We start from the raw sequence: 15483 nt of genomic DNA, 5'->3' as shown, positions 1-15483 counted from the left end.
CAGTGCAATCGCTAGCTTAGGGCCCATCCAACAACAAGACCTCGCTAAAGGAAGGCTTATGCAATTCAGGCTTGCCATTGCCCACTGTGTGCCCTGCGCTTTTGAGTCGACTAAGGGAAACCTTTAGCCGGGTTGAAGATTTCCCCCCAACGAATGCTGTTCATCTCGATATCGGCGCGGCGCCTGCTGACTTACCTTGGGTAGACAAGAGGCGTGTCGTCTTGGCTGGCTGTTGCATTGAGCCCGCCTGGCGCTTTACCCCATAACAACAATAGGCCTGACAATGCTCGAACCCGTCGTTCTTTATATCCCAGATGCAATTCGCCTTCCTGCGCAAGAAGGCTCGGTGTTCGGCTGCCGGCATTTTTAACTTTTAGTTCGAATCTGCTCCTATAAATACAGTGCCCAGCACATACAGATGTGGAGAAGTTAGATGCTTCAGGTAAAACAATCTTGCCGTGGGCTTGGTATTGCCAGCGTGTTGGGAGTGATCTGTTCGCCATTGGCAGCCTATGCCGATGTTGTTGATGATAGTCACTTGAAAGTGGATACGCGTAACTTCTACTTGCACCGTAATTACACCAATAACAATGCGCCGGTTTCTGAAGTGCATAGTTGGTCTCAGGGGTTCGATGCACAGTTTACGTCCGGTTACACCGACACGGCCCTGGCGATCGGCCTTGATGTGGATGCGCAATACGCAGTGCGCCTGGATTCATCGGGCAACGACGGTTCGCTGCCTTTCAGCGTCCGTGACCAGCAGACGGCGGATGACTACAGTCGCGCCGGTGCAACCTTCAAGATGCGCTACAGCAAGACCGAGTTGAAGGTCGGTGACCTTCGCCCTCAATTGCCGGTGGCGTACGATGACACCAGTCGGCAACTGGATACGATCTATCAAGGGGCGGTGGTCGAGTCCAGGGAAGTCGATGGATTGACGATGACCGGTGGCCGGTTCTGGTCTGCCGTGACACGGGAATCTTCCAACCACGAGAAACTGTACAAGTTTGGCTCCACCGATAATCTCGACAGTGATGGCCTGGACTTCGGCGGCGCCACTTACGACATTACAAAGAACCTGCAAGCCAGTTATTTCTATGGCGTGTTGCACGATATTTATCAGCAGCACTATTTCGGCTTGATGCATATGGCTGACTTGGGTAATGGCTACAAACTCAAGACCGACTTGCGCTACTTCAATAACAATGAAGATGGCAATGCCTTGAACGGTGAGATCGACAACCGTTCCTACGGTGGCTTGTTCACCTTGCTCAAAGGCGCCCACATGTTTGGCCTCAGTTACCAGCGCATGCTCGGTGACAGCGTGTTCCCGACGATGAACGGGTTTATCCCGCAACCTTACCTGGTGCACTGGTCGTCCCTGGGGTTTGTCCGCCCGGATGAAAAGTCCTGGGGCGCGCGCTACAGCTATGACTTTGCCGGGATGGGCGTGCCGGGGTTGAAGCTCTACACCCGCTACATCAAGGGAACCAACTGGGACCGTGGCGCCAACCTGAGCGACAACCAGGAAAGCGAACGCTTCCTGGGGCTCAGCTACGTGGTGCAGAGCGGGGCGCTGCAAGGCCTGGGGCTGGACCTGCGCAACATCGACGTGAAACAGAAGTACGGCTACGACTACAACGAATTCCGTTTCGCCACGACCTACACCTGGAAGTTCTGGTAAGCCCGGTCCACCCGGAGTTTGACCCCATAACAATAAGAGGCCTGACCATGTTCGAACCCTTTGTCCTTTACATCTGCCCCGCAACTTCCCAGTCGGTGCGCTGTGCACCGTCACCCGGCGCGCTGCGCCCATGAGCGGATTCCAAGAGGAGCAAACACTAGTGAATATCCAGGTCGATAACGCGGTCCTGCAACAGCAGAAGAAGAAAACCTACATTTACGAGTGGTACGTGGTCGGCCTGTGCATGATCGCCTACATCTTTTCATTTGTGGATCGGCAGATCCTGGCGCTGATGATCGAACCGATCAAAGCCGACCTGCAGATCAGCGACACCCAGTTCAGTTTGCTGCACGGGCTGGCCTTTTCGTTGTTCTACGCCTTCATGGGCATGCCCATCGCTTATCTGGCCGACCGCTTCTCCCGGCCGAAGATCATCGCCGTCGGCGTGGTGTTCTGGAGCCTGGCGACGGCTGCCTGCGGCATGAGCAAGAACTTCCTGCACATGTTCCTCGCCCGCATTGGCGTGGGTGTCGGCGAAGCGGCCCTGTCGCCCTCGGCCTACTCGATGTTCAGCGACATGTTCCCCAAGGAAAAACTCGGCCGCGCAGTGGGTATCTACTCGATCGGCTCGTTCGTCGGTGGTGGCCTGGCCTTCCTGGTGGGTGGCTATGTGATCGCGATGCTCAAGGACATGAACACCATCGAAGTCGCCGTTCTCGGTGCGATGAAGGCCTGGCAACTGGCGTTCTTCATTGTCGGCCTGCCCGGTATCGTGGTCGGCCTGTTGATCTGGCTTACCGTGCGCGACCCGGCGCGCAAGGGGCTGCAGGTCGATGCACAGGGTCAGGCCAAGAAGGTTGCGATGAGCGATGGCTTGCGTTTCCTCGGTCGCCACCGTGCCACCTTCACCTGCCATTACCTGGGCTTTTCGTTCTACGCCATGGCCCTGTTCTGCATGATGAGCTGGAGCCCGGCCCTGTACATCCGCAAGTTCGGCCTGTCGCCAATGGAGGCCGGCTACATGCTCGGCACCGTACTGTTGGTGGCCAATACCGCAGGCGTGCTGTTCGGCGGATGGCTCACCGACTACCTGGCCAAGAAAGGTCATCAGGACGCCGCCATGCGCACCGGCGTCATCGGTGCCCTCGGCATGGCGGTGCCGGCCGTGCTGTTCCCGCAAGCCGATCAACTGTGGCTGTCGGTGACGCTGTTGGTGCCGGCGATGTTCTTCGCTTCGTTCCCGATGCCGGCGTCCACGGCGGCGATGCAGATCCTCGCGCCGAACCAGGTGCGCGCACAGGTCTCGGCGGTGTTCCTGCTGATCAGCAATCTGCTGGGCCTGGGCCTGGGCACCACGCTGGTGGCGCTGTTGACCGACCGCTACTTCGGATCGCCCGCGGCAGTCGGTTCGTCGATGTCGCTGGTGATCGCCGGTGCATCGGCGTTGACGGTGCTACTGCTCTGGCGTGGCTGCCGTCGTTTTCGGGAAAGCTATGCCCGGGAGTATCCGACCCGGGCCTGATTGGTCATAGTCCACGATCGGCGCCCCGGCCTCGCTCCCTTTGAAGGGCGCGGGGCCGAGGTGCTCCAGGTCAGGAGAACCCTTGATGTTGAATGATGTACACCTGCTGGAACGGCACAGCCTGCTCAGCTCGGCCGATTACCGCGAGATCAAGGACAAGGTCAGCCAATACCTGTGCCCGCACAGCTTCAACGTGCTGCGTGACGAGCCCATCCACACCCGGCTCAACGGGGTGTTTTTCGGCGATTCGGCACTGCTCGACCTGCGCTATGGCGCGCCGGTGGAAATCACCATCGGCGACATTGCCGATCAGTACCTGTTTCGCATTACCTTGCAGGGGCACTGCGAAGTGGCCCACGGGCGGCGCAGCGCGGCGATGCAGTCGGGCTACCTGAGCGTTTCCTCGCCGTTCGCGCAAAGCCGCATCGTCACCGATGGCGAGTGCCGCAACCTGATCCTGCGCGTCGACCGTGATGCCCTGGAGACACAATTGCAACGCCTGCTCGGCCGCAGCCTGCGGCAGTCGGTGATCTTTGATGTCAGCGTCGACCACCTGGGCGCGGGTGTCGTCAGCCTCTATCACACCCTGGACTACATCTGCCGGCTGTACGGCAGCGGCGTGGACGGTTCGCGTCTCGCCAGCGGCTTGTCCGAATACCTGATGCAACTGCTGCTCACACAGCTGCCGCACAACTACTCGGCGGATCTGTTGATCGACTCGCGCGCACCGCTGCCGCACCACGTGAAAAAGGCCCGTGACTACATCGAGGAACACCTCGACGAACCGATCAGCCTGACGACCCTGAGCGAACTGTGTGGCGTCTCGGTGCGCACTCTGCAAAACGGTTTCAACCAGTTCCTTCAGCAGGCGCCGGTCGAATACATCCGTGACCGTCGCCTGGCGGTGATCCACGAATCGCTCAAACAGGGCAGGGGCGGTGAAACCGTCACCGATATCCTGTTGCGTCACGGCATCAACAGTTTCGGGCATTTCTCCAGCGCTTATCGGCAACGCTATGGCTGCCTGCCGTCGGACACCCTGCGGCGGCAGAAGCATTGAGACTCCTGCGCAATCCGTCAGTCGGCTGCGCAATCGGATAAGTGCGCGACGGAGCGGCTCGATAGGATCGAGTCTCTGACAAAAAGGAGTATCTGCATGAATATTACCGTGCTGGGTGGTGGTCACGGCTGTTACGCCGCTGCTGTCGAAATGGCTGAAAAAGGGCACCAGACCCGCCTGTGGCGTCGAGACTGCGCCGCGCTTAAAGAACTGTTGGCCATCGGCAGCCTGACCATCAAGGACTACAAGGGCACTCGCAAATTGTCCGTCGGCCAGCAGGGCGACAAGCTGTCGTTCACCGACGACCTGGCCGAAGCCCTGGGCGACGCGCAACTGGTGATCATCCCGCTGCCGTCAACCGCCCACGAAGACCTGGCCAAACATGTTGCGCCGCACCTGCACGACGGTCAGGTGGTGTTCCTGCCACCGGGCACCTTCGGCAGTTTCGTGTTCGCCAAGGCCATGGCCGATGCGGACAACCGGAGCAAGGTCGCCTTCGCTGAAACCGGTACGTTGCCGTATCTGGTACGCAAGCATGGCGCCAGCGACCTGGTGATCAGCGGTTACGCCACCCGCCTGCCAACCGGCGTATTCCCCAGCAACCTGTCCGAGCATGCTTTCGCGGTACTGCGCGAGGCCTACCCGAGCGTCGAGCCGATTGAAGACGCCCTGAGTGGTGCGCTGATGAACGCAGGCCCCATCATCCATCCGCCGCTGATCATGATGAACGCCGGTCCCCTGGAGCATTTCGAGGCCTGGGACATTCATAACGAAGGCACCCAACCGTCGATCCGTCGCGTGACCAACCAGCTCGATGCCGAGCGCATGGCCGTGCGCGAAGCACTGACCTACGGCGCTCCGCACTTCCCCCTGGCCGACCACTACAACACCACCGAAGGCGATGAGTGGATGTACGGTCGCGGTGCCCACGGCAAGCTGACCGACAGCGGCGACTGGCGCGAAGACATCGACCTGCAGAAGCACCGCTACATGCTTGAAGACACACGCCTGGGCCTGTCCTTCCTGGTGTCCGTCGGCCGCTGGGCCGGTGTGCCGACTCCGGTCGCGCAGGGTCTGCTGAGCATTGCCTCGGTCGTCGCTGCACGGGATCTCTACGCCGAAGGCCGCACCCTGGAAAATCTCGGTCTGGCCAAACTGAGTCGGGCGCAGATGACCGAACTGCTGACCAAGGGCTACAACTGATGAACGCCGCGCTGCCCCAAGTCAGCGTGGTCGGCGCCGGCCGGATGGGCGAGGGCATTGCCCTGGCGTTCATCCATGCGGGCTTGCCGGTCACCCTCATCGACATCAAGGATCGCTCCGAGGAGGAACGGCACGGCTACTTCGAGCGTGTGCGCAACAACATCCGCAGCGAATTGCAGATGCTGGTACGCCTTGGTGTGCTCGAGGGGGACCAGGCGGACATCGCGATAGCCCGGCTGACGGTGCAATCAAAATCCCAGGCCGCGGCGACACTGCCTCAGTGCGACCTGGTGTTCGAAGCGGTGCCGGAAGTCATCGCGGTCAAGCAGGAGACCTTCGCCTGGGTCAGCGAGCATGTCCCGGCGTCGGCCATCATCGCGTCCACCACCTCGACTTTCCTGGTCACCGAGTTGAGTGAAATGGTCAGCACGCCTGCGCGCTTCGTGAACGCGCACTGGCTCAATCCGGCGTACCTGATGCCGCTGGTGGAAGTCAGCCGCAGCGAAGCGAGCTGCCCGCAGGTGGTCGAACGGCTGCTGCAACTGCTCAAGCGCATCGGCAAGGTGCCCGTGGTGTGCAATCCGGTGGCCGGCTACATCGTGCCGCGCATTCAGGCATTGGTGATGAACGAAGCGGCACGGATGGTGGAGGAAGGCGTGGCCAGCGCAGAAGATATCGACACCGCGGTGCGTGTCGGCTTTGGTTTGCGCTTCTCGGTGCTGGGCCTGCTTGAATTCATCGACTGGGGCGGCGGCGACACTTTGTACTACGCCTCGCGCTACCTGAGCGGCGCGCTGTCACCGCGCTTCGAATCGCCGCAGGTGATCGCCGACAACATGCAAAACGGCCGCAATGGCTTGCGCGATGGCCAGGGTTTCTACGACTACCGTGATGTGGACGTGGATGCCTACAAGCAGCAGCGCCTCGGCGACTTTGTGCGCAAGCTGGAGTTGTCGGGGCTGACGCTCGCGTTCGATGGCGCCTTGAAACAGGCCTGAGCATCAGGGCCCGGAGGCCGGGCCCTGACACCCTTGGCGATTTGCCGGTTCTACAGGCAGTACTGGCTGGTGGGCAGCACGTCGATCTTGTCGAAATCGATGAAGCGGCTGCAACTGTCCATCATCGCCGCCAGGTTGCGCTGGAATTTCCCTTCGTCGCCCGCTGCATCGAAAAAGGCCATGGGATCGGTCATGGCCGCTGGCGGAAAACATTCTTCGACGATGGCATCGATCCGTGGGGCGCCGTGGGTCAGTGCCGACACCACCAGATTTTGCACGTACTGGAAGTTGGCTTGCGTGTCCACGGCCACCGCCGTGTGATGATTGCGCCAGACGTCCAGCCAGGCCTCGGGAGTCAGGCGTGGAGGGCGGGTCAGCAGGGCCAGTTGGGCAAAGCCGTGGGTACGCTCACCGGGCTTTGCAGGGAAGCGGGTATTGGCGATGGCGACCGACTCGCAGACCAGGTAGGCGGCCATGCGCGCCGTTGCCGAGCCGATCAATTGGTCGAAAGGGCGACGAGCCGCCCCGTTGGCACTGTCCAGCCACAGCGACAGGCTGCCATCGGGCAATGGCCGGTTGTTTTCCTGGCGCAGACCGGCGGCTGGCTGCACATCGGCATCGCACAGGTTCAATTGCACACCATGGGCACCGAGTGCCTGCAATTGCCCGGCAACCTCACTGCGCAGACGATGGGCGAAGGTATCAGGACTGACTTGAGTATCACGCCACAGCAGATAGATGACTTTTTCCATAGCTATCAAGCTCCTCGTTGCGGTTGATGGATGGGGCGGCGGTCGTGCTGCCTGGTCCATCCGGATGACCGGAAATCCCTGGCGTCATAGTCAATCAAGGCCCGCGCCGGGTAATACCTCAAACAGACTATTGACCAGCAATATGAGGGCGATGGCTGCGCCGCTCGACGCCGGGCAGCCCTGGAGAACTGCAGCTAAGCTTTCTTGCGCTGGGGCGGCAGTGCAAGTGTTGCCTCGGGATGTCTATTGCCGGCAAGGGAGCCATCCGCCATGAGCACCGAACAGAGTCATTACAGTCCGCCGACCCTGCTGGTGGTCGATGACACGCCTGACAACCTGATGCTGATGACGGATCTGCTCAAGGATCGCTACCGGGTCAAGGCCGCCAATAGCGGTGAAAAGGCTTTGCGCGTACTGCAGGGCGACACACTCCCGGACCTGATCCTGCTGGACGTGATGATGCCCGGGCTGTCTGGCCATGAAGTGGCCCGGCAGCTCAAGCGCGACCCGCGTACCCGCGACATTCCGATCATCTTTCTGACGGCCATGGCCGCGACTGAAGACGAGATCCATGGCCTGGAACTGGGGGCCGTCGACTACATCACCAAACCCATCAGGCCGGCGCTGGTCCTGGCGCGGGTGGATACCCAGCTCAAGCTCAAGGCGGCGGCGGACTTCCTGCGCGATCACAACGACTATCTGGAAGCGGAAGTGGCGCGCCGGACCCGCGAGGTGATTGCGATCCAGGATGTGGCCATCCAGGCCATGGCTTCACTGGCCGAGACTCGCGATAACGAAACCGGCAACCATATCCGGCGCACCCAGCATTACATCAAGGTGCTGGCGGAGCATCTGCGTGATCATCCGCGCTTCAGTCACTTTCTCACCGGGGACACCATCGCGTTATTGTTCAAGTCGGCGCCGTTGCACGACATCGGCAAGATCGGCATTCCCGACCATATCCTCCTCAAGCCGGGGCGCTTCACCGAGGAAGAGTTCGAGATCATGAAGACTCATACAACGCTGGGGCGTGACGCCATTGAGCATGCCGAGGATCAGCTCGGTATTCGCGCCGAGTTCCTCAGCCTGGCCAAGGAGATTGCCTACAGTCACCAGGAAAAATGGGATGGCAGTGGCTATCCGCAAGGGCTGGCGGGTGACGACATCCCCATCAGCGCCCGGTTGATGGCAGTGGCGGACGTCTATGACGCGTTGATCAGCCGTCGGGTCTATAAAGCGGGGATGCCCCACGAGCAGGCGGTCGAGATTATTCGCCAGGGGCGAGGCACGCATTTCGATCCGGACATCTGCGATGCCTTCCTGGCCTGCGTTGAACAGTTCCAGACCATTGCCGAGCGTTTCGCCGATTCTGATCAGGACATGGCCCGCAAGCGGGCTGCCCTGGAGCGTATCGGCCAGACTCCGTGAACCGGCAACTACCACCTCTATGTCAGTGTTTTCATCAGGTCCACGAGGATAGTCATGGCTCGATTGCGTACCCTGCTTGAGCGCCTTGCGCTGCTTCACAAACTGATCCTGGGTTTTTCAGCGCTGCTGCTGTTGGTGCTGGTGCTCGGCGTGCAAAGCCTGCGCACCCAGCAATCGCTGAAGCAGGACATGCAGAACCTCTATCTGCAGGAACTGGTCGGCATGGAGCACTTGCAGGAAGCACGTGTGCAATTGCCCCATATGATGCAAGCACTGCAGCGCGCGGTGGGCACCGACAGCGCGCAGATTCGCGTCGAGTCCCGGCAGCAGTTGCAGGATATCCGCGAGCGCCTGCAGCAGGCGGTGGCCCATGCCAAAGTGACCATAACGCGCGCGGAGAATCTGGCGCGCCTCTCCGAGTTCGACCTGTTGCTGCAACAGTTGCAGCGTCAAAGCGACCAGGCCTTTGTATTGATCGACCAGGGCCAGCAGAACAAGGCGTTGGTGCTGCTCAATAGCAGCGAATTCCAGCAACTGGCCCAGAAGGCCGACGGCCTTTTGTACGCGACCGCCCAGATCAAGGAAGCCGCGATTCGCGACACCGCCAAGGACATTGCCGGGTTTGCCGAACGCAGCACCATGCTGACCTACGTACTGTTGTTCGGTGGCTTGTCGTTGGCGCTGCTGTTGTCCTGGGTCGTCAGCCAGTCGATCCGCCACCCGCTCAACCGCGTGCGGGTGGCGGTAGATCACTTGGCCGCCGGGCAGCTCGATCAACCGATTCCCCACACCGACCTGAATAACGAGACCGGCGATCTGGCGCGGGCCATCGCCAAACTGCAGACAGAGTCCCAACAGCTTGAGCGCCAGCGCTGGATCAAGGCCCATACCGCCCAATTGCAGGTCGATCTGCAGCAGGCCGAAACCCCGGCCGAACTGGCGCAGGTGTTTCTGCAATGCATGGCCGGTCTGCACGGAATCTGCCAGGGGGTGCTGTACAGCGCACAGGAAGACGCCGGTACGCTGCTGCTGATGGGGCGTTATGCCACCGATTCCGAGCGGCCACCCGAGGCGCAAGTCATGTTCGGCGATGGTCTGTTGGGGCAGTGCGCGGTGGATCGTGTGCCGCGTCAGTTTCAGGCGATGCCGGAGCAATACTGGTGTTTGCGCTCGCCCCTTGGCGAGGTCCCGGCCCGTTGCCTGCTGCTGCAACCCATTGTCCGTGGCGAGCGGTTACTGGGCGTACTCGAACTGGCCGGGCTGGAACCCTTGGCCGAGCGTGAATGGCTGCTGTTGCAGGAAGCCACCCCACGCCTGGCCGCGGCCATGGCGATTCTGGAGCGTAATCAGGCGGTCAAGACCCTGTTGGCGGAAACCCGGCGCCAGGCCAATGAGATGGCGGAACAGGCGCTGCAACTGGAACAGCAGGCCCAGGCACTGGAAACCCAGCAGTCGGCGTTGCGCGCCACCGAGGCCTGGTATCGCGGGATTATCGAAGCGGCGCCGGACGGCATGCTGGTGGTGGATGCGCAGGGGCAAATCCTGCGCACCAATCGCCAACTGGATCAGTTGTTCGGCTATAGCCCTGGCGAGTTGCTCGGCGAGACCATCGATCGCCTGGTGCCGTTGGCCAGTCGTGGGCGCCACGAGGCGTTGCGCAAAGGCTTCATGGCCCACGGCGAGACTCGCCAGATGGGGGCCAACCTGGACGACCTGCAAGGCGTGCGCAAAGACGGAAGTCTGTTCTCGGCGGAGATCAGCCTTTCGCATCTGCCGAGTCTGGAGGGGGGCGGCGTCTGCGTGTGCGCTTCGGTGCGCGACGTGAGTGAACGGCGTCATCTGCAGGCGGCGCTCAAGGCCAGTGAGGCACAGTTGCGTGCAGTACTCGACAGCAGTCCGGTGGCCATGGTGATCAGGGACGTCGATGGCCGCCCGACCTACTGCAATCCGCAGTTCGACAGTCTGTTCGGGACGCGTCTGGCTGAACTCGAAGGTACGGATCCGGCGCAGTTCTGGGTCGACCCGCAGGCACACCAGAGCTTTCACGAAGCGGCGGCGCAAGGTGCAGTGCTGAACTTCGAGACCACCCTGCAACGCGCGGGAGGCGAGCGCTTCGACGTACTGGTTTCGGCCGTCACGATGACGCTGGGAGAGCGGGGCATGGAGGCCAATTGGTACTTCGACATCACCGACCGCAAGACCGCCGAGGCCGAGGTGCAGCGCGCACGGGAGGCCGCGGAAGAGGCGACCCGGGCCAAGAGCAACTTCCTGGCCACCATGAGCCACGAGATTCGCACGCCGATGAACGCCATCATCGGCATGAGCTACCTGGCATTGCGAACCGAACTCGACCACCGCCAGCGCAACTACATCGAAAAGGTCCATCGCTCGGCGGAATACCTGTTGGTGATCATCAACGACATCCTCGACTTCTCCAGGATCGAAGCCGGCAAAATGCACCTTGAGCACATTCCCTTTCACCTCGAGGCTGTGCTCGACGGTTTTGCCAGCATGATCGGCCTCAAAGCCGAGGACAAAGGCCTGGAATTGCTGTTCAGCACCGATGCCGAACTGCCGACCGCCTTGATCGGCGATCCGTTGCGCCTTGGCCAGGTGCTGATCAACCTGGGCAACAATGCGACGAAGTTCACCGAGCAGGGCGAGATCGTGCTCGGTGTAGAGCAGCGGGGCGCGGCAGGAGAGCAGGCGCAACTGCATTTCTGGGTACGTGACACCGGGATCGGCATGAACGCCGAACAATGCTCGCGCCTGTTTGAACCCTTCAGCCAGGCCGATAGCACCACCACCCGCAAGTACGGTGGCACCGGGTTGGGCCTGGCCATCTCCCGGCATCTGGTGGAGTTGATGGGAGGGCGCATTTGGGTGCAGAGCGAGCCGGGCCTGGGTTCCACTTTCCATTTCGAGGTGAGCCTGGGGGTACAACGCGACAGCCATCCACGGCGCATGGTGACCGCCGACGAATTGCTTGGCAGCCGTGTGTTGGTGGTCGATGACAACGCCAGCGCGCGCGCGATCCTGTCCAGCATGGCGCGCAGTTTTGGCGTGGAGGTGGACGTCGCGCAAAGTGGCCGGGTCGCACTGGCCATGTTGGTGGAGGCAGAAGCGAAGGTGCTGCCCTATGATCTGGTGCTGATGGATTGGCGCATGCCTGGCATGGACGGCGTGGAAACGGTGCGCCAGATGCAGGCCGCCAAGCTGGCGCAGACACCGTCGGTGATCATGGTCACTGCGTTCGGTCGCGAGGAGGCCCGTGAAGAGGCCAGTCGCCACGGCATTCAATTACCGGTGGTACTGACCAAGCCGGTGACGCCGTCTACTTTGCTTGAGGCGCTGGGCACGGTGCTCGGCAAGATCCCCGAGGCCCATACCCGGGCCGGCGAGCGATTGGGCCAGAGCGCCAGCATCATGGCGAGCCTGCGTGGCGCGCGACTGTTGTTGGTCGAAGACAATGAGCTGAACCGCGAGCTGGCCTGTGAACTGCTGGAGAGCGCCGGGATCGAGCTGTGCCTGGCCGTTCACGGCGCGCAAGCGCTCGACCAACTGGCGCGTGACGCAGACTTCGATGGTGTGCTGATGGACTGCCAGATGCCGGTGATGGACGGATATACCGCGACGCGCAAGATACGTGAGCAGCCACGCTGGACGACTCTGCCGGTGATCGCCATGACTGCCGACGCCATGGCGGGGGACCGTGAGCGGGCGCTGGCCTGCGGCATGAACGACCACATCACCAAACCCTTGAACGTCGACGACATGTTCGCCACCCTGGCCAAGTGGATACATCCACGAGCTGACCGTGGCGTGATGTCGGCCGACGTTTCGCCGCTCACCCCGGTGTCGGCGGCGAGCCTGCCTGCCAGCCTTCCCGGTATTGATTTGAAAGCGGGCCTGGGCACCTGCATGGGCAAGGTCGAGCTCTATCTGCGCCTGCTGCGCAAGTTTCGCTCCGGCCACCAGGCTTTTTGCACCGAGTTCCTGGCTGCCCAAGGCCAGGGCGATCCTTCGGCGACGGCCAGGCTGGCCCATACCCTGCGCGGTACGGCGGGCAACATCGGTGCCGTTGAATTGGCGAACGCCGCCGCCGCGCTGGAGCTGGCGTGCCTGAACGATGGGGCGAGCAATGGGGCGGAGCAGGGCCTGGCTGACCGGCTGGTGGAGGTTGAGCGTTGCCTGACAACGGTGCTGGAGGGCTTATCGGTGCTCGGCGAACCGACATCGTCCGCCGACTCATCATGCGCGCCACAAGGCAGTGAATGGCATGCGCAATTGGCCCACGTCCGGTCTCTGCTGGCCGAGAGCGACACCCAGGCGCTGACGGCCTTGCTCAAACTGCAGGGGCTGGCTTCAGACCCGCGGATGACCGAGCAATTGCTCAGGGTTGTGCGACAAGCGCAGAGCTTCGATTTCGATCAGGCGCTGGAGTTGCTTGAAAACCTGTCCTGAGGGATCAACGCAACTTCAGCGGATCGACCATCTGCGCCGCGATGGCAATGCCCATCAGGTCTGCGCCCTGAGTTGCCCGCAATGCACCCTGCAGAGCACCCATCACCATCTCATGCAGCAGCTTGCGGCGTGCGCCAATGCCGGCCCGGGGCTCCCCGACCCAGGCCGGTAGCTGATTGAGCAGGGAAACGATGCCGCTCATGGTCGCGCGCAGAGGGGCGCCAGTCGGTTTACCGGTGAGTTGCTCCATGGCCTCCAGCAGATGCTCTTCGTAGCGTCGGCGCAGGGTCAGAATCGAGGCTTGCTGTTCGCAGCTCAGACAATGAAGGTCGTACTCAGCCAGGCGGAAATGCGCGGCCATTCGCTCGTGGAGCCGCAGGTGCGCCTCAAGCAAACCGTGCAGTCGTAAAGTGGGGGCGGATTTGCGCCGGGTCACCAGGCTGGCGCTGTCAAGCAACGCTTCGTAGAGCTCCTCGATCAGTTCAAACAGCAGTGCCTCCTTGTTTTCGATGTGGTTGTAGAGGGAGCCGGCGGTGATCCCCAGACAAGTGGCCAGGTCACGCATGCTGACCCGGCTGAAACCATGCCTGGCGAACAGCTCGACCGCCTTGTGCCGCGTTTCCAGGTAGCGCGTGTTGCGCTCTTCGTCGACAGACACCGCAAAAAGAGATTTGGAGGGCTGCATGTTGTTCATCCACCTCATACGCGAAACTGCCCCAACAGCCGATTGAGCTGACCGGCAAGTTGGCCCAGTTCCTGGCTCGCCTCGTTGGACCGGTCCGCTGCCTGGGCACTTTCGTTGGCCAGGGAGGCGGCGCGGGTCACGTTCTGGTTGATGTCTTCGACCACGTGTGACTGCTCCAGGGTGGCGCTGGCGATCGAGGCGTTCAGTTCAGTGACATTGCGTAGCGCGCCGAGTACCTGGTGCAGGCTTTCCGCCGTTTGGTGGGCCTGCTCCACGGTTTGTCGAGCGGCCAGGCTGCTGGCATTGATGACATTCACCGCGGCTTGCGAGTTGCCGTGCAGGCGCTCGATCATGTCCTGGATTTGCGCGGTGGACTGCTGGGTGCGCTGGGCCAGCAGGCGCACTTCGTCTGCCACCACAGCGAAGCCGCGACCCTGTTCGCCAGCGCGCGCTGCCTCGATGGCAGCGTTCAACGCGAGCAGGTTGGTCTGCTCGGCGATGGCGCGGATCACTTCCAGCACGCTGCCGATTTGAGTGCTTTCGTTGGCCAGGCTCTGGATCACCTCGACAGCCTGGCCGATGGTATCGGACAACTGGTCGATCTGGCGCAGGCTGCTGTCAATGTTGTGCTGGCCCAGACGTGCCTGCTCTTGGGCCTGGCGAACTTCATTGGCGGCGTGCTCGGCGTTCCTGGCCACTTCCTGCACAGCGTAGGAGACCTCGTGGATGGCGGCGGCCACCAACTCCATCTGTTGTGATTGCTGCTGGCTGTGGTTCTGGCTATCGGCGGCGATTGCGCCGAGCGACTTCGAAGCCTGGTCGAGGCTGTCGGCGGACTGTATGGACTGGCCGATCACGCCACGCAGCTTGTTGGTAAACACGTTGAAATGGCCGCTCAAGTCTGTCAGTTCATCGCGCCAGCGGTTATCCAGATTGCGGGTCAGGTCGGCCTCGCCGCTGGCGATGTTCTCCATGGCATCGACCACCCGCGCCAGTGGCGAGGCGATGCTGCGGGCAATCAGCAGGATCAGCGCACTGAGCAGCAGGGTGATCGTCACCAATATGACGAAGGCCTGAAGTAGCTGGCGGCGGAACTCGACTTGCACGTCGTCGATGTAGATGCCCGAGCCGACGATCCAGCCCCAGGGTTTGAACAATTCGACGTAGGAAACCTTCTCCACCGGCGCGTCGGAACCCGGCCTGGGCCAGCGGTAGTTCACCAGGCCAGCGCCATCGCGTTTGGCCGTGGCGACCATTTCGTCGAACAGCGCCTTGCCGTCCGGATCGAGTGTGCCGGCCATGCGCTTGCCCTCGAGCCTGGCATTGGGGTGCATGACCATTCGCGTGTCGAGGTCTTCGAGCCAGAAGTAATCCCCGTGGTCGTAGCGCAAGTCGCGCATGACCGCGATGGCCTGCTGCTGCGCCTGTTCACGAGTCAGACCCTGGCCTTCCAGACTTTGGAAGTGGCGCAGGATGCCGCTGGCGGTCTCGACCACATGGCGGGTTTTCAGCGCCTTGGCCGCATAAAGGTCACCATGGCTCTGCTTGAGCATCAGGCCGGCGAGTATCAGCAGCATCAGGATGGATGTCAGCAAGATCAGCCACAGACGACGGCTAATGGAAATATTGCGCAAGCCGGGCATGGGCAGCTCCACAAGGGGCAGGACAGGGGAAAGCCGGGCGCGGC

Annotated in this window: 10 protein-coding genes; 7 read left to right on the top strand and 3 right to left on the bottom strand. The window is 61.7% G+C overall.

Going from position 1 to position 15483, the window contains the following annotated elements; translation table 11 throughout:
* Positions 1 to 433 precede the first annotated feature (433 nt).
* The 5 genes from AC07W4_RS04160 to AC07W4_RS04140 all read left to right on the top strand — a co-directional run bounded on the left by AC07W4_RS04160 (position 434) and on the right by AC07W4_RS04140 (position 6467).
* A complete protein-coding gene (locus AC07W4_RS04160) occupies positions 434 to 1684 on the top strand; it encodes an OprD family outer membrane porin (RefSeq protein WP_495031602.1) in 1251 nt (416 codons plus the stop codon).
* Positions 1685 to 1844: 160 nt separating this feature from the next.
* Positions 1845 to 3206, top strand: a complete 1362-nt coding sequence (locus tag AC07W4_RS04155; RefSeq protein ID WP_495031626.1) for a spinster family MFS transporter — start codon at positions 1845 to 1847, stop codon at positions 3204 to 3206.
* A gap of 85 nt (positions 3207 to 3291) precedes the next feature.
* Positions 3292 to 4266, top strand: a complete 975-nt coding sequence (locus tag AC07W4_RS04150) for an AraC family transcriptional regulator (protein ID WP_495031601.1) — start codon at positions 3292 to 3294, stop codon at positions 4264 to 4266.
* Between the two features lie 96 nt (positions 4267 to 4362).
* A complete protein-coding gene (locus AC07W4_RS04145) occupies positions 4363 to 5469 on the top strand; it encodes an NAD/NADP octopine/nopaline dehydrogenase family protein (protein ID WP_495031600.1) in 1107 nt (368 codons plus the stop codon).
* On the top strand, positions 5469 to 6467 hold the full coding sequence (locus AC07W4_RS04140) for a 3-hydroxybutyryl-CoA dehydrogenase (RefSeq protein ID WP_495031599.1): 999 nt from the start codon (positions 5469 to 5471) through the stop codon (positions 6465 to 6467). Before AC07W4_RS04145 ends, AC07W4_RS04140 begins: the two co-directional genes overlap by 1 nt.
* Positions 6468 to 6517: 50 nt before the next feature.
* Here AC07W4_RS04140 and AC07W4_RS04135 read toward each other — a convergent pair whose 3' ends face one another.
* On the bottom strand, positions 6518 to 7219 hold the full coding sequence (locus AC07W4_RS04135; RefSeq protein WP_495031598.1) for an EthD domain-containing protein: 702 nt from the start codon (positions 7217 to 7219) through the stop codon (positions 6518 to 6520).
* 270 nt (positions 7220 to 7489) lie between these two features.
* Between AC07W4_RS04135 and AC07W4_RS04130 the strand changes: the two genes are divergently transcribed.
* Together AC07W4_RS04130 and AC07W4_RS04125 are read left to right on the top strand one after the other, a co-directional pair.
* The gene (locus AC07W4_RS04130; RefSeq protein WP_495031597.1) at positions 7490 to 8647 is read left to right on the top strand and encodes a response regulator; all 1158 of its coding nucleotides are present in this window, start codon (positions 7490 to 7492) and stop codon (positions 8645 to 8647) included.
* A gap of 54 nt (positions 8648 to 8701) precedes the next feature.
* Positions 8702 to 13111 (top strand): response regulator, encoded by a 4410-nt coding sequence (locus AC07W4_RS04125; protein WP_495031596.1) that lies wholly within the window; start codon positions 8702 to 8704, stop codon positions 13109 to 13111.
* Between the two features lie 4 nt (positions 13112 to 13115).
* On the opposite strand, the gene AC07W4_RS04120 is transcribed toward AC07W4_RS04125, so the two are convergent.
* Positions 13116 to 13814: a TetR/AcrR family transcriptional regulator gene (locus tag AC07W4_RS04120; protein ID WP_495031595.1), complete on the bottom strand. Its 699-nt coding sequence runs from the start codon at positions 13812 to 13814 to the stop codon at positions 13116 to 13118.
* A complete protein-coding gene (locus AC07W4_RS04115) occupies positions 13811 to 15439 on the bottom strand; it encodes a methyl-accepting chemotaxis protein (RefSeq protein ID WP_495031594.1) in 1629 nt (542 codons plus the stop codon). The genes AC07W4_RS04120 and AC07W4_RS04115 overlap by 4 nt, the downstream gene beginning before the upstream one ends.
* Positions 15440 to 15483 lie beyond the last annotated feature (44 nt).

It is taken from the genome of Pseudomonas sp. GW821-FHT02A08 (assembly GCF_059422045.1).
The sequence above is the reverse complement of the archived record's forward strand: the minus strand, read 5'-3'. Positions and strand labels throughout refer to the sequence as shown.

Bases quoted from the DNA above. Each gene is read 5' to 3' on its own strand.
- AC07W4_RS04145 (WP_495031600.1), top strand. From the start codon at position 4,363: ATGAATATTACCGTGCTGGGTGGTGGTCACGGCTGTTACGCCGCTGCT.
- AC07W4_RS04130 (WP_495031597.1), top strand. From the start codon at position 7,490: ATGAGCACCGAACAGAGTCATTACAGTCCGCCGACCCTGCTGGTGGTC.
- AC07W4_RS04120 (WP_495031595.1), bottom strand. From the start codon at position 13,814: ATGAGGTGGATGAACAACATGCAGCCCTCCAAATCTCTTTTTGCGGTG.
- AC07W4_RS04125 (WP_495031596.1), top strand. From the start codon at position 8,702: ATGGCTCGATTGCGTACCCTGCTTGAGCGCCTTGCGCTGCTTCACAAA.
- AC07W4_RS04140 (WP_495031599.1), top strand. From the start codon at position 5,469: ATGAACGCCGCGCTGCCCCAAGTCAGCGTGGTCGGCGCCGGCCGGATG.
- AC07W4_RS04150 (WP_495031601.1), top strand. From the start codon at position 3,292: ATGTTGAATGATGTACACCTGCTGGAACGGCACAGCCTGCTCAGCTCG.
- AC07W4_RS04135 (WP_495031598.1), bottom strand. From the start codon at position 7,219: ATGGAAAAAGTCATCTATCTGCTGTGGCGTGATACTCAAGTCAGTCCT.
- AC07W4_RS04160 (WP_495031602.1), top strand. From the start codon at position 434: ATGCTTCAGGTAAAACAATCTTGCCGTGGGCTTGGTATTGCCAGCGTG.
- AC07W4_RS04115 (WP_495031594.1), bottom strand. From the start codon at position 15,439: ATGCCCGGCTTGCGCAATATTTCCATTAGCCGTCGTCTGTGGCTGATC.